The organism is Pantoea sp. Tr-811, assembly GCF_011752535.1.
GTDB lineage: Bacteria > Pseudomonadota > Gammaproteobacteria > Pseudomonadales > Pseudomonadaceae > Aquipseudomonas.
The window spans coordinates 1-18,645 of sequence record NZ_VWXJ01000015.1; the positions used below are offsets into that span (position 1 = coordinate 1).

The following is an 18,645-nucleotide window of genomic DNA, read 5'->3' on the forward strand; positions in this document are numbered from 1 at the left end:
TGGAACGCCTGCCGCAGGCGTGCTCAGTGGATGATTACGAAGCCTTGCTGCCGTGGAACTGCACGCCTCATTTGCATAGCTAAGCGCTCGCCCATCTTTGGATAGGTGGGGTTCATGGAGCGCTTACAATAGTCGAGCGTGTCACAGTCGTTATAGAACGTGAGCACCCAGCCATCGGCCTCCAGCGTCATCAAACCGCAGTAGATTTCAGCCCACGACTGCTGGCCTAGTCGGCGCATGCTACGAACCCCGAGAGCGATGTCCCGTAGGATTTGATAAGCCTCGCGGGCTGTCAGGGGTTTTGCTTCCAAAAGGACGGTACCTGTATCTGGGTGTTGTCGGTCTGTCCGTGGCCGACCTGGGCTGACCGAATGTTAAATGAAACCTTGCGTGTTGAGCGTGTTGCGCGGGCATCAATTTGATAGCCTTCAGCCCTTTTGGAGCACACTCATGAAAGCCGATGCCCAGTCCAAGCTCAACGCCCGCTATGGCGCCCCTGACATTGCTTTATGAGTCGATAAATCGAAAACTGAACGAACTGATTTCTGCCCATCGTGGGCTGTGTTTCCGCACCTCATCCCGTGCGACACGTTATGGTGATTGCTCGCAGTACTGCCTTGACGTTGTCGATGAGGGGTGGCACAAGAATGGACGAGTATTAAGAAGGGGTCGGCAATGTCGTATGAAAAAGACGTCATCAACGGTGATAAAGAATTACTGACGCTGCTGTCAGCGGCGGATGCCCTGGATGTGGGGGCTTTGGTCGACTTCCTCACAGATTTTGGTAGCGGGCGATTGGCAATGAGCTCCGACGTTCAGCAGGTTTTGCTTTCTGCAAAGCAGAAGGCCAAATATTCGCGCGATACCTTGCTTCTGCTCATACGGGAGCTCCAGCTCTTTGGAGGAAACAGTGTCGCGAATCTTGTGCGTCGCACTGGTGTTCCCTACGCCGAAATCGTGCGAGACGTTGCGAAATACGTGCACGCCGAGGTGACGGGCAAAGAAGCCATAGAGGTGTTGGAACTCAAGATTCTTCAAAAGCTAGTCACTAAGCTTTGGGAAAAAATGACCGAACAGGAACGCGCTGAGTTTGCGGGGAAGGTTCATGCCGACAACGGTGTCATCGACGTCGGATTGGCGGCAGTACTTTCGGCGATCGGCTCTGGTGGACTCGGTGCAGCGAGAGCAGGGGTAATGGGAGTCGCAGCAGTGGCCCCTTTGTTGGCTGAAGGTGCATTCAATGCGGGGGCGGTTGCAGTTGGTGGGAGGGCAGCAACTGCTCTACTGGGCGTTGTGGGTATTGCCATTGCCAGCGCCGCCGGCGTGCACATGGCTGCAAAAGAGGCTTATAGAGTGACATTGCCATGTGTCGCTCAGATTGCCTACATTCGCCAAAAGCATCGAGGCGCCGCTGACGCGCGCTGACTAAGGGGAAGTTCGCATGGACGTCTTCAACGAATCAAAGGGTCGGGAACTGTCAGGTACTCTGATCATTGGAGTCACTGGCGATAAGCCTTTGGTGACGGTCAAACCGGTGAGTGTGTATCCAAAGAACTCAACTGCCGTCGACCGAACGACCTCAGGGATCGACAGACTTTCGCCTCTGCTGCAGGCCATCCCAAGCGCAGCCGTGGCCTCCGAGGTCGCACAGACTCGACTGATGGAAGTAGTGATCAATGGCCCGCTGGCCAAGGTCGCCAACGGTGAAGGGTTTCGCGCCTTCAACATTGAGGGTGGACGAATCCGCGAACACGCGACTCTGTTCGAACCAGAACGCCTTCAGAACCTCGTGAACTCCGCTGCGCTATTCCAGATTGCCTCAGTCGTAGTAGCGCAGAAACACTTGGCGGATATCAGCGCCAAGCTAGATGACATCAAAGCTGGTATCGATGCGATCAACGCTTACCTCTCGGATAAACGCAGATCTGAGATTACTGGGGCGTTGAAGTATCTCGGCCAGGTTGCCGTCATGCTTCACCATGGTGAAATGGATGATGCCGCCCGCGCCCAGCTGGAGTTCATTGAGCGCGAGCTTGGCGGTATCAATGATCATCTCGTGCTTTCATTGGAGGCGCTAAAAAAGGAAGTCGATGGATTTGATAGTCCAGGGTTGTTTGACGGTTCGTCTGGGCTGGTCTCGAAGCTTGGCGTTAAGCAGGGAGCTGCCGAACGCTTGGTGGAAGAATGGAAGCTATGTATGAGCGCGCGATGGGTCGCGTGTAGTTTGCTCAGACAAATTACCGGTCAGACATCGCTCTTAACGAAACGCGAGGAGGATCTCAACTCTGAAGTGCACGCATTCTTCTCAAACCAGGGGCCGTTGGAGAGATTCAACACTGCCTTGGACGGTCGGATCGACACACTTAGCTCTGTCTGGGAGTGGCAGTCCACTATCCAGATCAACCGTATCAAGTTACGCCAATGGAACGAGGAGAGGTTGCCGAAACTGAAGACTGATGCTCAATCCGATATTCAAGGGGCGAGTACTTTGCTGCTTGAACGAGAGGCGAACGTGACCCTTACCATCGAAATGCGCGACGGTGAACTGGTCGGGGCTTACCAGCATTGAAGAGCTCAGCCGCTGTTGATCCTTATAACCGGTGCTGATTCGGATTGAAGACACGACGCAGAGGAGTTGAGGTGGTGACTATCTCGACCCAACTCCCAGTTCGTCGTGCACCAAATGCTGGAGTTCGGAAGGTGAGTTCGCCGGACGTTTACTTTGAGTCCAACAAATTGGCGTTAAGCGCAGGTTGGCTTCTGTAAACGTTGATAGTTAGCCGGACGACTGTAGCTTGTTGATCTCAAAGGTTATTTCAGCCTCGTACAATCATAGATCGGAAAATTTTTAGAAATTGTCCGGTCTATTGATGGGCAAAAAAAGCAATCGTCCACTCAATGGTCAATCAAAAGAGAAATCTTCCGATTTTTTCCATAGGTCGTCCAGACGCAAAAAATCCAATTATTATCAAAATCTTGTCATGCGGCATGCGAAGAAGATTTTTTAATACATTTTTAAATAATGAGCTTTGTCCATATAGCGGGCGGTAGTAAAAGCTTCCGCCTTAGGTTTTACTTATATTGATATTTATATTTTTTTATTGTTTGGCGGCATTTTTAAGTGTCTGATTTTTAAGGGCGCTGAATGCACTGAAATTATTTGGTGTTATTTTTATTTATCTGAATTTAATCAATATACTGTTAAAGTGGCGTGTGTGAAGTTGCTCCCTTGAGCATCAGGGTAGTTGCACTTCCTTTCTAGGCGACCTACATTTTCTTTGGTGGCACCCTACCACCCCTGATTGCTTTTCAATCTGCCTCACGATTCTATTGCGGCTTTAATCGGCTGCATATCGCTCTTTAATAACTCGGTAGCAACCGTTAATGCGCTCTTCATTCAGGACGAGTGAGGCGCGAAGGATTGTATATGAAAACAACTAAAGGTGATGTTGCGTGCTATAAGATTCTTTCACAAGTTTCGGAGCCCTTGAGGATTCCCTTGCAATGGGAGGAAGCACCTAGTAAAGAGCTTGACAAACCAATCGCGAATCCAGAACCTCCAGCTAATCACTATGAGCAGTTTCTTGCGGACTTTAGATTTAACATTCTTAAGCAGTTTGCGAAAGGAATGGTGACGCGAAAGCAAGCGATGGTGGAGTTAGAGCTTGGGAAATCGCAGTTTTATAAGTTGCTTGAACAATTCAAACAGGCCACTGACTACACCGCCCTGTTGCGGGAAAAAAGAGGAACAAAGAAAGGTTCTGTCCGGTGCACTCCAGGTCAGAAAGGGTTGATGCAGTTGGCCTATGACGACAAATATCAATTAGGTGGCACAATTGCTGCTGTCTATGCGGAGGCTGAAAGGCTCTGCAAAAAAATGAGTGAGGTTAAGGTGACCAAGCACATGGTGAGAACCTTCGTGCTTGCGAAACCTAAAAAGGAAAGGGACTACAGAACGCTAGGGAAGGAAAAAGCTGATCAGATTTACAAACCAAAGCCAAAGAAAAAGATTATGGACTTGGCCCTTCGCCAAGTTCAGATGGATCACACTCAAGTAGACCTGTTGCTGGTTCACGAGTTCAGAAAGGATATCATTATTGGCCGCCCTTGGGTAACGATGATCATCTGTGCACTCACTCGGGTGATACTGGGCTTTTACTTGTCGTTGTTCAGGCCCAATGTTCGAACAGTGTCAGCTGCTCTTGCATTTGCTGTTCTCCGTAAGACCCCCCATATGGAGTATTACTCGAAGAGCCCAGAAGAATATCCTTTTTTTGGGATACCTTGGGAAATTTATACAGACAATGCTGCGGAGTTCCTAAGTCAGCAGCTAATCCTGAAGTGTGCGCGCTGGGGAATGACCTGGAATCATCGGCCCGTAGATAAAAAGTGGTACGGTGGTATTGTTGAACGGGTGATCGGGACATTTATGACAACCGCGGTTCACTTCCTGCCCGGTACGACAGGTAGTAACGTTCTAGAGCGTGAGAAATTCGATAGTGAAAAAAATGCTTGCTACGACTTCCCAACGTTTTGCGAGTGGTTCATGGAAGAAGTTACTAGGTATCACGGTACCGTCCACCAGTCTTTAGGATGCACTCCTAGACAAGCCTGGGAATACTATGAGAGGAAAGGCATGATCGATCCATCTCGCGTAGTTGAGGGGGATGCGGTGCGAGAGCTACTGATCGACTTCATGCCATCTAAAGATAACTGCCATGTCCATAACTATGGTGTAAATTTCGCAGCTAGGAGGTTTAACCACGATGCTTTGAATTTATACAGAGGGGAGAAAGTCGATATTCGCTACAACCCTGTTGACTTGAACTCTGTCTACTGCTTGCTTGGCAATCAATTTTTGGAAGTTCCGGCCACCTACACAAAGCCACACTTGTCAAACAATTGGGAGTCGTATTCCTTCAATTCCAAACTGGCAAGCATGAACACGGTAATAAAAAATGCTTCGGTCGGCGATATAGATGATCCGTTCGCACATCAGGCCATGGAGCGGCAAGATCAGCTTACAGCTGAAGCCAAAGCCTCAAAAGCCAAATGGCAGCGCAGCACTGCCAAGATTAAAAATGACTTGCAGGGAGACTTTATAGAAGGTGAAGTGGTTGAGTCATTTCCTAATGTGTTGTTAGTGTTAGATAGGGATGAAGAGGGCCATAAGGATAAACAACTACAGAAACCCAGTGAGCCTAAGAAAGATAGTACACCTACGGAGGAGGTCGCGTATACCCCGAAAATCTTCATTGATCCTTTAGATATCTGAGGGCGAATGATGGAAAGGTATGAACATATCATAGAAAGCAAACGCCATCTGGCTGACCTGCCGAGTCAGGATCGTATCAATATTTGCAGGCATGACTTTTGGATTGAAACAGAGCGACTCAAGCCATTTTTTGAGCGGTTGAAAAATATACTATACACCGATGGTCAACACCAAGTCTCTTGTATGTTTGCTCATGGATTAGGAGGTGATGGAAAGACAGCTGTTTATGAGCGCCTTCAGGTTATGAGTAGTTTTTCATCTGAAAAAATGATTTTCGTGGAGCTAACCGAGAGTGTTGATCGATATACCCTCCATGAAGCGATTCTTGTAGCATTTGGTTTGCCTTTGAGAAGGAACAGATCCGCAGCCAGCCTGACTGAGGCAATTGCTCGAGTAATGAGAGCTGGAAATATCAAAGCACTTGTCCTTGATGAGCTTAATGATGCGTTGTTGAAGGCTTACTCAGTGAAGAGAACAATGTTGTCGTTACTGAAGAACCTCTCTGCCAAAAAACTTAAGCTGTGCGTGATCGCGCTTGGTAACGACGCTGCCTTTGACATTATGAGCATTGATCCGGCGATTGGTCGTCGATATGTTGATTATACTTTTCCACTCTGGGAAATGGGGGAGGACTTCGTGAATTTTATCAGTACCTATGTAGCCAATCTACCACTTCGGCTTCCATCGAATCTCGCAGATGTTAAGCTGCGGACGCTGATTTTCACCAAGTCCAATGGGATCATGGATAATGTCGTTAAGATCATCAAATCCTTTGCCATGGATGCTATCGCTACTGGTGCTGAAAAAATCACTCCCGATCAGTTTGATAGGATGGAGGACATAGTCTCCCTATACGGCTACGCTATGACTGTTCATCAAAAGGGGGAAAAGCCTGAACTGCTCAAGCGCGCTAGGTACACTAGATGAAACTTACTGTTTCTCAGCGAGAAATCTGCGACTCAGTCTTGAGTTCTCTCCAGCAAGACGCGAGCCCCAACGGGGCTCGCGTTTCGCATTTTAAAATCATTCGAGCCTACGGCGGAGGGGGCTTAACAACCTGCGTGAACTCAATCGTCCAACGCTTGAATTGTCGTTCTTTGATTGTCGCGCCTGATTACTTATCATCCACATGTATATTCCACGAGCTTTTCTACCAAGCGCTAGGGTTGAGGCCGGAGGTGAAGTCATATTTGCACCTGGCGCCACCGTTTTTAGTGGATTTTATTCGCCTTCGCCGAATTCGAGTAGTGCTCTTGGAAGATGCGCATTTTTTTCATGAGGGTCAAGATAAACCTTATCAGAGGCTCATGTCAGAGTTCAATCACGTCATGGCCATGCTTCCTGAGGTAGATTTTATTGTCTCTGAAGCTTTTCCTCACATCTCAGAATGGCAGTCGGAAATCCAAACTTCACATGCTCGTGAAATAATTCAGCTTCAACCTTTTTCCGATTTAAAGGAGTACATGGCCTTTGTCCGTGATTTGGTTGAAAATGCGGATAATCCTCGGGTTTCAGTGGATCAACTTGACGCGCGCTACGCTATCGATTTGCTAGCATTGACTGGGGGAAACTTGGATCTGACTGTTAGTTACCTCACATTTCCATTTTATGAGCTTAGGTAGAGGTATGCCTACTTTGGAGGTGAAGCATGTCTTCCAGGTTTAATTTGGTTCCAGGCGAAACATTCGCTTCATGGCTCTATCGGCAGTCGATTTTTGATCCTGGCACATGCTTTTCATTGGATCAGGTTTCTGAGTGCTTCTTGCGGTCATCACACGTGCATATTGGTGACTTCGACTTTGATTCGAGTGATCCATTCGTCCTTGAGTGCTGTCAGCGTCTAAATGTGTCGAGTCTGATGTTTTCAAGTATGTTTGCAGCGAATGGCGAGTGGCGCATCCCACGTTTCTATCGCCGGTCGTTTTGTTATGAGTGTTTTTGTTCTCATATAGATGGGTATGCGCATCCGGCACTGCTGAAGGATTGGAGTCGTACATGCTATACAGTCTGCACCCTCCATCAATTCCCCATGTATGATAGCGCTGGTGAGTATGGCTATAAGCTCGATGGCGCTATCGAGTTATTCAAGTACTACCATGCACAGGGTGCTCGCCTTAAGGCAAGTTTACATGGTGCTTTCCAGCATCCGGATGAGGTGCTGGGACTAGCTGCACATGCTCAGACGTATCTTCATTGCGCAGAACATGAGGCTCTGGGTTCGGGCTCCCGAGATGCTCGTGCACGCTGGGCGTTTTGTAAGCTATTGCTGGAAATTTTCCTGTACGCGCGGTACGGGCTTATTTATCAGTTTCAGGGTTTGCCACATTATTCTGGAGATAGTAGACCATTTCGGTATCGGTTTCACATGGGAGCTATTACGGCAAATGTTCTACAGCGAAGGGCTGCGATGATTATGTTAGGGTATGTTATGTCAGTGTACCGCTCCGATCAAATTGCAGCCCTAGAGCAATACCTAGCCTTGAGCCCGATATCACGACTCCGTCTCAAAGACGTCAGGGATGTGGGAAGGTTCTCCAACGTCTTCAGTCCCTCTCAGTCTTCAGTTGTTGCAGGTCAGTTGAAGCGCTACGTTGGGGATCTCGGAATCCCATCAGCAGTTGAGTTCGTCGCAGGCTTCATCCAGGGCAGAAAAATAAAATCGGGATGGTCAGATGATTAATTATGGATTCTTAATAGCGCTCGATATGCCGCTCGGTGTACATCTTGATGACCAGTACTTTAACAGGACTGATTTTTACCCTGCGCAATTTTCCATGATTTGGATGCGTTGTGTCTTTTCCTTCGCAACCCAGTCCATCCTTTACTACGAACTGTGGTGCGGAAAGCCTACCGGAATGGCTGGCCAACCTAATTCGAGTTGGCGCTTGTCGAACCCAGGGGAAGCATTCGGTTTGAGATCGCGTTTTCATTTTATCCATAATCGCTACAATCTTTCACTACAGCAGAATTACGCGTATCATGCCAGCACATACGCGGAGGAGGAAGTTCGGGTATTTGCTGATTCTTTCCTAACGTTTTTTTATGATTTTCCAGTTCAAGCTTACGGCGGGCGGGCTAATGTACACGAACTTAGTAGAGCGCGCGTTTTGGCCATCGCCTCTTCAGCCGTCGCGCGGTTCAACACTGCACAACGATCGATCTCCTAGGCCTTAACTCTCGATCCGACGCATCGGACGATCAGCTCATGCTCAAATCAATGGCCGCGTCTGAATGATAATAATTGTCCCACCTTCATAGTGCGGCGCTTACGCGTTTTCCGATAATGGCAACCCTGGACTTGATTCGTGCAGTCACGAGATAGTAGTGGCCGCAACCTCAATGCGGGAGCTGTGTACTCTGAGCCCCAGCTTTTTGGGGGGGCAGTGCGTCATCCGCCATGGAAGTACGGTTGTTCCATCCGAATGCTGATAGGAGCACTCATCCGAAGAAGACCATTCCTCGCAAAGTCATTGGAAACGGCCTTGCCAAGCGCTTGGTACTTGGGGATTCTTGCCGCGGTGTTCGCTCCAGGCCACAAACGATTTGTGGCGTTTGATACGCGTAATACAGAGCCTCGCGGTGGAGCGGAGCAGTCACGCTGCCGGCTGCGCGATCGTCGTGGCGCTCACTTCGCAATCATGGATGATTGTTCAGAGCCTGCGCGAGCTCCTCGGACGTGAGACCAATGATGAGAGTTGAGTGCCAAAGCTCGTCTTCAAATTTGTAGGGCGATCATTAAAAGGGGTGTAGCAGAGAGGTAGGAACTGGTGACAGCTGGGATTTACGGTGCCCGCCGGCAAGGGACTGCTTGGGCGGTTTACCGGCGTCGCTGCGTTTCTCGCGAATCTGACCATGTTGATTGCGCGAGCGAGGCTGCTCAACGCCGCTAGGCTAATTGGTAAGTAAACTCAGCGCTTTCCATCATCCATTCTCTTAAGGGCGTTTGCTCCACGGTGCGAGCCAGGCAGAACCCGCTTTAGGTTCCGGTGGCTTCGAAATGTGGTGAGAAGGGGATATCAATCTTCGAGTGAATGCCAGAGCCGGCCAACCGTCGATTTGGGTACGCCAAGTCTTAAGCTGACTGATTTCTGCGTCTCACCGGCTGCCTTGGCCTGGCGGATAGCCTCAAGCTTGTCAGGGTCGATCTGACGACCTGGTTTCACCCGGGTGACCTTCCCCTGTTCAAAGTGCTTCGTGAGATTTTCCCTTGGCCCTAGAGCATCCAGCTTCTTGAACTCAGTGCGCAGGTGGTCAAGCATTTGATCATCAGTCAGCCCGCTAGTGAGCGCAGACGCCAGCACAACCAGCGCGGCAGGGTCGATTTCGAGCCTTAGCGCTACTGCTTCAAGCTTGTCGAGGGTGATGCTGGAGCGCGCGTTCTCAATATTGTGCAAATGGCGCGCTTCTACGCTACCGGACATCTGTTCTTGCGTGAACGCTTTAGCGTGCCTGATCCCGCGAACCAAGGCTGCCAGCGCGGGCATCAACGCCATTGTTCTTACCTCGCAAATGCGAGGATGAAGCCACGTTGATCAGTCTCACACTATGCAATATAGTGCCTCTATCGGGATGTCAGATTGATATCGCGACACAACCAGAGCAGACCTGAATGCCCATCGCCCGTTTGAGGTAGGGGTAGGTTTGCTGAATTCACTGGGCGTTTTTACCAAGGTGAAGCGTAGTCCGCATGGACAGGTCAGCTCGCAGCCGAGGGTTCGCGAGCACGAAAGGAGAGGTGATTATGTCGGACGCGAGTGTCATGAAAGGCGTGCTTGAGGTCGTTGGCCCTCACAACAATTTACCCGAGGGCAGTGAGTACACCTACCTGCGCTTTAAAGAGCCGGGTGGCGCCGTTCGAATGATGAAAAAAGTAGGGGTAGGGCATTACATCGCTTCCTACCTTAAGCCTGGTTTGGCGGGTGAATTTCACTTTGTGAAGCTTGGGCGGCTAGGGTTCATCCTGTACGCCATCAAAACCGAGGCAGGTGAGAAGCTCTACGAAGCCGACGGGTTCAACAGTTGGATCAGAAAAATGCGGATCAGCGGAGGCGTTCTGGCCCTGCTGTTCGTGCCGCTTAGCTTGGTAGGTCTTTTGTTCGGGGGGTACTTCGGTATCGTTGTGCCAATCGTGTTCGTGTACGTGATGTGGAAACTGATTGTCGGGTTTCCCAGGGTGCTTAAAGACAGTTATCTACGAGGCCAGCTCGCTGCAAGCGGCTTCAATGTCTGACCTCAGTAGCGCCACTGTTCCATAAGAAGCAGGGGTTGATCGTTGTTGCTGAGGTGATCATCACGCGATTTTCACATCGGGTGGCGTAGGGTCACAGAGCTCCTAGCAGATTTCATCCGGCCCGCTTCCCCCATCGCGGGCCTTTTTTTGTCTCGAGAAAAGTGCTGGTGTCGGAGTTTGCCGTCCTGATCTCAAGAGAGGTAGCTAATCCCCATCAGGCGTTCGCCGCCAAAGGTCGTGAACCGTTGAGGTGCTCAGGCCCAGTCTTTTCGCTGTTTGGGTTTGAGTCAGGCCCTCGGCCTTGCACGTCAACACGTTCTTGAGTTTGGCTTCATCAAACCGCTTGCCGGGAGGCCGCTTGATCAGCTCGCCAGCCACTACCTGCTGCTGCAAAAGGTCAGCAAGACCAAGCTGCTGAAGCTCGAGGATTTCCTGATGGGCCCGCTCGAGAATCGCCGACGGCGGTTCGTTAGCTTCCATGCTTTGTGTCAGTGCCAGGAGGGCTGTCGGACTGACGCCCAGCGCCCGGCTGAGAGCATGAAGCTTGTCCAGGGTGGGAGTGGCGGCCCCTTTTTCCAGCGTGCTGAGATAGTCAGCACTCACGGCATCCGCCAATTCCTCCTGCTTCAACCCCTTAGCCGCTCGAAGCGCTCGTAAAACGGCTGCCAGTGCCAGCTTGAGACTCATGCGTTATCAGCGCCCAAAGCCAAGCATGTAGCCATGTTGAGTATTCCGGTTCTACATTGTATAGTCTTTCCACCCGGAATTACGGGTCGCAGGATGTCGATTTGCGAGCCGGGTGAAGAGTTGGGTGCGGAAGCGCTTTCATCGCTGCTCCGGATGCAGATCAATTTAGATCTAAATCGAGGGCATTTGTAAATTTGCTCGCTCGGGCGGGTACAGGAGCGTGGATTCGAGGCCGTCGCTGTAGCAGGTGAGGACTCGAACCTTGCTCAAAATCGTTCAGCTAGTGCGTGGAACCAGATGATGAAGCTACGTATTTTCTCTGACTTACATCTTGAGTTCGCCCCTTTCATGCCGCCGCCATGCGATGCCGATGTCGTTATCTTGGCTGGGGATATTGCCAGAAAGAGGGGTGTACAGTGGGCAGATGAGTCATTTGAATGCCCGGTGCTCTACATTGCCGGTAACCACGAATTTTACGGCGGCCATGTAGAAAGTACGCTCAGAAAAATGAAGGCAATCCAGGCTCAGTATGTACATGTGCTTGAGAACGAAGTTTTCGTATTGAACAACACGCGGTTCCTGGGAACGACGGCATGGACTGATTTTTCCAGCACGGGTGACGTGGTCGCCGCTAAGCGCATGGCGCTGGAGTGGATGAATGACTTCAGAGCGATCCGCGCAGGCGACAGCTATCGTCGTTTGAACCCGGGTGATCTCGTCCTACGTAACCTTGTTGCGCGCGAGTGGCTTGAGCAAGAGTTGAAAAAGCCCTTCCCAGGAAAAACAGTGGTCATCACTCATCACTGCCCGATCAGCAAGGTCGCGGGTGACAAGCTTGATAGCCACCTGACGGCGGCATATACCAACGAGTGGGGCGAGCAGGTAGAGCTGGCAGACCTTTGGGTTTTCGGTCATACGCATCGTCGGATCGATACGGTCGTGGGCAAGTGCCGAATCGTCTCGAACCCCAGGGGTTACCCTGGAGAGAAGTGCGGATTCGATCCGGCCTTGGTTGTCGAAATCTGATGAAAGATGGCGGTGGAGGTACACGCGCTCCAGGGTACGCGGACTACATGATCAAGACCTTTGGTGCCTCACTGGATGCCTGTCAGTTCTATCGGCTACCCAAGGTTATCCAGAGAGCCAGAGAGGCGATTCCATCAGAGGACATTGTCGGCTTTCTGGCTTGTGCGCTGGAGCGGCCTCCGCGCATGACCGGTCTGATTTTCTGCGATCACAGGCATACCTTTCCAGAAGGACTCCCCATGCGTAGTCCGCCAATCGTAAACCGCTTTCACCGCAAGGGCTATCTGGTGGTACAGGCTGAAACTGGTGGGCTGTTTGTCGTCGCGCACTGGTATCACGAAAACGGTGAGATTGGCCCGCTGTACTCATTGCAATAGCCTGGAGGTGGCGCATGTGGATTTTTTGGCGGCAGTCACGCTTGAGCGAAGCAGAGCAAGAGATAACGGATTCAATCAAGGCACTTAAAACCCTGGAGGTTCACGAGGGGAGGGTATCGATCAGCCCGCTAGAGGTGCTTGGCCAGCCGGGTTACCTCGAAGCGCGAAGGCACGCCGCGAAGCTCGTAACGTGTCATCAGAAACTTCGGCGGTTCGATACCTGGGCTGACGTGGATACGGTCGGTATGTACGCGTACATGGATTACATTCGCAAAGGCCTTCTCCGGAAGCGAGCTGACGGGTTATCTCTAAGGGAATCACTGCAGCACGCCGCGGATGGATTCGGATTGAAGGGCTGTTCCTGTGAAGGGTCAGCTGAAACGTGACATTTTCACGCCAGCGCTATGCTGTGCAGCAACGTTAGTCGAGTGGGGCAAGCAAGTGGACGAACATCTGATCTCAGATATTTTGTATGGGCCAGCGCAAAGCCTGGGTGGATCAGGGCTTAGTGATGAAAATCTTGTGCGCGTTGCTGCAGAGGAGTACGCCAGGCAGGATTTCTGTGTCGTGAGGCATTGGCTTTTGCTTGATGTCCTGCTACCCGAGGCTGAACAGTCCCAGCTAGAGCGTGAGGGGCTGCGGGCAACGGTTCTCTATGCTCACAGTGTTGTGCATCACAGTTCTACAAACATGGGAGTTACAAAGGGCCTCATCTCGGGGTACGAGTCTGAATCCTACGGTTGGCTCTTTCGAGCGGATGACACCACTTACATCCTGGCCGGCCCTGGTGGCCGGAAATACGTCAGTCTGCCAGCCATCAATGCCCTGCGTGATCATGTAGGCTGAGTCCTCTCTTGAAGGCAGCCTCACCACGCTGAAGGCAAGACCCGCATTGGGATCCTGAATGAAGTGATCGTCGCAGTGGCTAGCGACGATGAGTGATCCTGGTAGGTGGGCTGCTGTAATCGCTCGCGACTCATCGCCTACGGGGTACAACGCGCTCCCCATTTGCCTCCTCTCCCGGCGACCTGCGGCTTCCCTATAGCCTCGGTCAACTGCTGGCACCCGACCACCGCATTCTCTAGCAAGCATGATGAGGTGATGAGTTGCGGGTATATTGGTGGCCAATTGCCCCGTAGGGCTGTCAGTCAAGGTACGTGTGTCAAGAGAGGGCGTCCGGATGCAATCGGTTGATCAGGAGGTCTGGCGAACTGCTGGCGAGATGGAATCTCTGACGCCGACACTGAGTACCTGGCTAGACAGCTACGTCCGCAGGTCGGGTATGGATGACCTGGTGAGAGTTACGCCGGACTGTGTTGGAAAGGGTGCCTATACGGCATTGCGTGAGGCGCTGCTGGAGAAGCCTAGGAAACACGTATGGTACCACGACCATGGCTGGCATCTGGAGCTGCGTCAGAGGTTGCTGGGCTACCTTCTGCGAAGGCTACAACGGCAGATCCTCGCGAACGGCCAAGGGTCAGAAGCGCTTGCAGAGGATCTGTTAGCTCATGATGTAGGAGTCTGAGGCCAGGCGAACCTCAAGACCAACGCATTAAAATTCATTGCTGCTCACCAGTGATTTATCTGAAGAGCGAAGCTTTAACGAAAGGGCGAATGGCCGTCCTTTTGTTGTCTGTCATCAACCGGAAATTTTGACTGAGTGCAATTAGACCACTCCTTTTTTTCGCTTCGCTCCCGTTGTTTGAAACCAAGATGAAAAGCAGCAGCCTTGCGGCTGAAGAAGGGCGACTTCCCCCATACCCACACGAGGCGTGTTCTCCATAAGGCTTAAACCGGGTATCGATGCAGAGCTGATAAGCCGAAAAGCGTGTGGCATAGATCGGAGAAAAAACCGAGAAAGTGGATGGGAAGGAGATCCCGCTTTTTCTTTGTCCCTCAAATATAACAACTCCGTTTTATTTTTTGCTTTTATAGGGTTGACATTCGGGAAATATGCAGAAGTGTGAAGCGCATCACAAAATATGGCCGATTTGTTGGCTGTCTCCAGGTTTATTTATCGAGGAGAGTCCTTCGACCCAGCCCCCAACACCACTTTGATAACCTCGACCTCCTGTCATTTTTGAGGCATTCGACGGCGCAATGAGAGAGCATTGCAGACCGGTTGGTTGTGGGGGAGCGCTACTGTGACTCACCGAAACCCTCGTGAGCGTCAAAACCAGCATTGCCGAGCAAGGGACGTACTTGTACGCAGCGGGAGATGCTCCCGCTGCGATTCAGAGGTCAGGTAGGCGGGATTACGATGGGTCGTTCAGCGATGTACCGAAGCGCAGCTTGATTTCTGCTTAGGCCGTGTATGAAACATGATCGCCACCCATTGAGCGAGGAGTCTGATGCTTCCTCGATTTCTTGCCAGCGCTGCAAGTCTCTGATCATGGCATTGATGTCGGTTGTATCTTGGAAATATGTGTTCGGCTTGAGGAGGATGGCGGCCCACAGGTGACGGATTTCTCGGTCGAAGCCTGCCGGCACAATGATGTTGTCGATATGCCACCTGGCCGTTACCAGCTCCGGTCCGGTTACATCGAAAGGGATTGCATTGACTTCAGGCGCTTCCCAAGGAGGTGATATCTCTATGAGCATGATTCTGCGCTCAGCGAAGACGTCAAAATAGGGGTGTACGGGCCTTTCGCCGTCGAGGTCGCCTTTCGTGAGGTTGCCTCTCTTTGTGTTGCAGTTGTAGCACGCAGGCACCAAATTTTTTGAGTAGAAAGAGAACTCAGCGTAGAAGCTCTTGGGTAAGTAGTGATCGAGCGTGGCGATGCCTCTTCCTCCGCAGACCGGGCAGGCGCCGGCCAGCGAGGTTCTCAGTTGAGCAATAAAGCCCAAGGCCACGGGTGGGCTTGCGTAGAGGTGTTGCAAATGGGCTTTCGTACCCTCGAATTGCAGATCCACATCCACGACCCAAGGATTACCGCAGCCTCGATCGTACTCCGAAAACCGCTCTCTCATCGCTGGCATGTGCGCAACAATGGCCTGTGCGTTATCGGACTTGGAGGCTTCGAGGAGCTCTAGATTCTCGATGTCATTGACAATGGGTGGGGCGATTTTACGCATTGTCGCCTTCCATTTTCTTGTGGAGCAACATCAGAGCCTCCGTGCTCAACTCTCCTGAATACTTCTTCAAGGCCTCTGTGAAGGAGCTGCTCTGATTCTTTGCGTGGGTGACGAGCTCTTCGTATAGGTGTTGGGGAAGGTCATCGCCAAACACCTCATCAGAAATGGAGGCTACGTTGGCGCCCAAAGTTTGCAGGCGAGGGTGGCTCACATTTATCGCGCCCTCAGATTCCCACATTACATGAACTTGAGCGCTCTGGACTTCACGAACTACAAATGGAGAGTGAGTTGCAATGATGGCGATCGATTTTGTCGCTTCCAGGATTTTATTAAGGGTACGCATGAATCTTGAGATGAGATTCGGGTGCAAGAAATTTTCAGGCTCGTCGATAATGAATGCGGACGATGGGCCTGCGTTTGATAGCGCTATCAAGCAAAAGTTTAGGAAGGACTGCTGCCCCAAACTTAATGTGCGTTCGTTGTTCTGCCCGTCGACAAATTTAATGAAGCGGGAATGATCAACCTGCGCGACCTGTTCAAGCTGACTGAACTCTCCCCCTTCCATCCAATGTTCAAGATTGACATAGCCGTCACGTGCTTGGGGGGTTGCTTGGTCAGTATCAGAGCGCTTGACTGGAATGTAGAGCTGGAGACTCGGGAACTCGTAGTTAATTACTTCTCTAAGAATGTCCAGTGATCGGTACATAGGGTCTACGCTTCTCGCGATATCCACCAGTAGCTGGGTCGTGGGTACCGAGTCGTACTTTTTAGGCGTAGCGGGGTTGAACGTGAAGATCCGGGCCCGTCCCATGCCTTCCTCAGAGGCGGGAGTGAACTGGCGGCGGGATGACGTGTGGATGAAGGCTAGAACCTGATTGAGGTCTGGGCGATTGGTGATTGCTACGTTCTGGCTTTTGGTATCCGCTAGACCACGTGCAAGCTTCGCCAGCGAAGCCGTTTTTCCTGATCCGTTTTGGCCGATGATGACAGAGATCCGTCCCCGGAAGAAATTTGATTGGTCGAAAAGAAAGTCGAAGGTCACTTTTGGCCCTTTGCCTTTCAGTTCGGCACTAAAAGTCTGCCGTGCGTCTGCTGCCCTGATGCTTAGTCCCTGGATAATCCTCTTGGCGCGGCGATAGGCAAAATAAGCTTCGCTCGATCTGATGAAGCCCAGAGAGAATTCAGAGGAAGATGTGAAGCCTTGCCAGGGTATGAAAAATGTAGAACTGACAGCAATGTCTTGAGCGGCTGTCAATAGCTCCTTTGCACGTTTTGCGCCGAATCGGTTGTACAGGATGTTGTAAGACTTGCTATCGCTGAGCAATGTTCTGAATGGGACTTTTATTGAGCGTGCATCAATTGATCCTTCACCGCCCAGTGAGGTGCTCACGAAGAATGCTAGGTTTTGGGTATCTGGCACTGCGCAAAAGCCGTCGAGTATTTCGTATTCACCGTCGCCTATTTTGAAGGCGATAGCGCAGCCCATTTTAAGATTTTTTTCTCTTACGTATTTGGTTTTGGCTATGATGTAAATATCTGCATGCTCTGTATCGTTTTCTTCGAACGACTGATGTGCAAACCGTACTGTGATCAGGTCTATCGGGGATGGCTGTTTCATCTTCAAGATCAATTTCTATTACGAGGTCAGAATAGTTCGGCACATCTCTGGGTGCTATGCAAAAACCAGATGCGCATGTGGCGATATGATATCACGAACATCGAGGCCTCCACCGAGGTGCTTCAAGCTCAACCTGATATGCATCAATCGATCACTGAAATGTGGAGGCTCAGGAGAATGAGGCTCCGATCGTTGGCCTTCGGGTAAACCTCGGTCTATTAGCTTCAGGGCGAAACAGTGCGGCCAATGGTCGGAGATCCGGTGGTCGTTGTGTCGATTGGCTAGGTACCATTCACTCGCGACTCCAAGCTGTGTATGCCGACATCAACGCTATCGGCACGGTGGGCGGGCTCCGTTCGGCTTGAGTGATGTCCGAAGCGTTTTTTATCCCGTCATCTAGGTCGGTGATCAGCTGAAGGCATGAGGCTGTGCAGGCCAACAAGCCCTGACGGCTCCTAGGCCCTAAGAAATAGCTGAGTGGCCCCGCACCGAGATAGCCTTACCTGCACATCCAGCAAGGCCCCGTCACTGATAGCCCCGGGGTGGGGAGTGGGAGAGTGTCGGGCGTTGGGTCAGGCTTGCTCAAGCACGCGGCGTTATTCCCTATTTCCTAGGCCATGGTCTTTTGATGGTGGACGGTTCGCACTAGAATCAGCCGCGCCTTCCATGAGAAGGACATCTCCGTAATCAAGCAAGGAAGTCGACATGCAGTTTGGAAAAGCCCTAGGCCTACTTTTGGCGTTGAGCCTAGGTGGATGTGCAAGCTTCACTAAGGATGAAGTGGCACCAGTGGATCTGCCATCGATGGCTAGCTACTCGAACAAGCCGAACGTCTACGTGGACTTCGATTTCCTGCAGGGCGACCCCAGCAGCTCCAAGGCCAACGAAATGCCACAGGCGCGTGACATGCTTAAGCCTGAGCTCAAGCGTGCATTCAACGAATCTGGTCTGTTCGGGCGCGTCACCTTTGACGAGTTCGAGAAACAACCAGGCGATTACAGCCTCCGGCTGAAGGTCTACAACCATGCACCCGGTGGTGGACAGATGGCACTGGCTTTCCTAAGCGGTCTGACATTTACGATCATTCCCGCACTCGCTACCGATCAATACACCATGAGCTTGGAGACCCTGGACGAGCGTGGCCAGTCCTTGGGCAAGACCAGCAATCACGACGCAGTAAACACCTGGATGGGAATATGGTTCCTGCCGCTGGTGGGCAACACGCCTAAAGCCGCTGTAACCGATACCTTCAGCCGGCAAGTCAATGCGCTGCTGAAGAACTGGGTGGATGCCAACCGCACGAAATATTCCGCTGTTGATTTGCGTGTACCGCGCATCTGATCAACAAGCAAAGAGC

Annotated in this window: 15 protein-coding genes; 11 read left to right on the plus strand and 4 right to left on the minus strand. The window is 51.3% G+C overall.

The window, feature by feature from the left end; genetic code table 11:
- The first annotated feature begins 675 nt into the window (after window positions 1-675).
- The 6 genes from F3J44_RS20950 to F3J44_RS20975 all read left to right on the plus strand — a co-directional run bounded on the left by F3J44_RS20950 (window position 676) and on the right by F3J44_RS20975 (window position 7,955).
- On the plus strand, window positions 676-1,425 hold the full coding sequence (locus F3J44_RS20950; RefSeq protein ID WP_167275578.1) for a hypothetical protein: 750 nt from the start codon (window positions 676-678) through the stop codon (window positions 1,423-1,425).
- A gap of 16 nt (window positions 1,426-1,441) precedes the next feature.
- Entirely contained in the window at window positions 1,442-2,569 is a 1,128-nt protein-coding gene (locus tag F3J44_RS20955) for a hypothetical protein (protein ID WP_167275581.1), read from the plus strand.
- 858 nt (window positions 2,570-3,427) lie between these two features.
- The gene (locus F3J44_RS20960; RefSeq protein ID WP_167275583.1) at window positions 3,428-5,275 is read left to right on the plus strand and encodes a Mu transposase C-terminal domain-containing protein; all 1,848 of its coding nucleotides are present in this window, start codon (window positions 3,428-3,430) and stop codon (window positions 5,273-5,275) included.
- A gap of 6 nt (window positions 5,276-5,281) precedes the next feature.
- Complete coding sequence (locus F3J44_RS20965; protein ID WP_167275586.1) at window positions 5,282-6,202, plus strand: TniB family NTP-binding protein; 921 nt, start codon at window positions 5,282-5,284, stop codon at window positions 6,200-6,202.
- The gene (locus F3J44_RS20970) at window positions 6,199-6,897 is read left to right on the plus strand and encodes a hypothetical protein (protein WP_167275589.1); all 699 of its coding nucleotides are present in this window, start codon (window positions 6,199-6,201) and stop codon (window positions 6,895-6,897) included. Before F3J44_RS20965 ends, F3J44_RS20970 begins: the two co-directional genes overlap by 4 nt.
- Window positions 6,898-6,923: 26 nt before the next feature.
- Window positions 6,924-7,955 (plus strand): hypothetical protein, encoded by a 1,032-nt coding sequence (locus F3J44_RS20975; protein ID WP_167275591.1) that lies wholly within the window; start codon window positions 6,924-6,926, stop codon window positions 7,953-7,955.
- A gap of 1,336 nt (window positions 7,956-9,291) precedes the next feature.
- On the opposite strand, the gene F3J44_RS20980 is transcribed toward F3J44_RS20975, so the two are convergent.
- Window positions 9,292-9,768 carry an XRE family transcriptional regulator gene (locus F3J44_RS20980; protein WP_167275594.1) on the minus strand — a complete coding sequence of 159 codons (477 nt, stop codon included), beginning with the start codon at window positions 9,766-9,768 and terminating at the stop codon, window positions 9,292-9,294.
- 248 nt (window positions 9,769-10,016) lie between these two features.
- Here F3J44_RS20980 and F3J44_RS20985 point away from each other — a divergent pair, with 248 nt between their 5' ends.
- Window positions 10,017-10,505 (plus strand): hypothetical protein, encoded by a 489-nt coding sequence (locus tag F3J44_RS20985; RefSeq protein ID WP_167275596.1) that lies wholly within the window; start codon window positions 10,017-10,019, stop codon window positions 10,503-10,505.
- Window positions 10,506-10,709: 204 nt separating this feature from the next.
- Here F3J44_RS20985 and F3J44_RS20990 read toward each other — a convergent pair whose 3' ends face one another.
- The gene (locus tag F3J44_RS20990) at window positions 10,710-11,192 is read right to left on the minus strand and encodes a helix-turn-helix domain-containing protein (RefSeq protein ID WP_167275599.1); all 483 of its coding nucleotides are present in this window, start codon (window positions 11,190-11,192) and stop codon (window positions 10,710-10,712) included.
- A 300-nt stretch (window positions 11,193-11,492) separates the two neighbouring features.
- On the opposite strand from F3J44_RS20990, the gene F3J44_RS20995 reads away from it, so the two are divergent.
- From F3J44_RS20995 to F3J44_RS21005, 3 genes are all read left to right on the plus strand, one after another.
- Window positions 11,493-12,218: a metallophosphoesterase gene (locus tag F3J44_RS20995; protein WP_167275602.1), complete on the plus strand. Its 726-nt coding sequence runs from the start codon at window positions 11,493-11,495 to the stop codon at window positions 12,216-12,218.
- A gap of 47 nt (window positions 12,219-12,265) precedes the next feature.
- Window positions 12,266-12,595: a hypothetical protein gene (locus tag F3J44_RS21000; RefSeq protein ID WP_167275604.1), complete on the plus strand. Its 330-nt coding sequence runs from the start codon at window positions 12,266-12,268 to the stop codon at window positions 12,593-12,595.
- Between the two features lie 441 nt (window positions 12,596-13,036).
- Window positions 13,037-13,441 (plus strand): hypothetical protein, encoded by a 405-nt coding sequence (locus tag F3J44_RS21005; RefSeq protein ID WP_167275607.1) that lies wholly within the window; start codon window positions 13,037-13,039, stop codon window positions 13,439-13,441.
- 1,395 nt (window positions 13,442-14,836) lie between these two features.
- Here F3J44_RS21005 and F3J44_RS21010 read toward each other — a convergent pair.
- Both F3J44_RS21010 and F3J44_RS21015 read right to left on the minus strand, forming a co-directional pair.
- Window positions 14,837-15,670: an HNH endonuclease gene (locus F3J44_RS21010; RefSeq protein WP_167275610.1), complete on the minus strand. Its 834-nt coding sequence runs from the start codon at window positions 15,668-15,670 to the stop codon at window positions 14,837-14,839.
- Entirely contained in the window at window positions 15,663-17,288 is a 1,626-nt protein-coding gene (locus F3J44_RS21015) for an AAA family ATPase (protein WP_167275612.1), read from the minus strand. Before F3J44_RS21015 ends, F3J44_RS21010 begins: the two co-directional genes overlap by 8 nt.
- A gap of 705 nt (window positions 17,289-17,993) precedes the next feature.
- On the opposite strand from F3J44_RS21015, the gene F3J44_RS21020 reads away from it, so the two are divergent.
- Window positions 17,994-18,629, plus strand: coding sequence for a hypothetical protein (locus F3J44_RS21020; RefSeq protein ID WP_167275615.1), 636 nt, complete (start codon window positions 17,994-17,996; stop codon window positions 18,627-18,629).
- The last annotated feature ends 16 nt before the right edge of the window (window positions 18,630-18,645 follow it).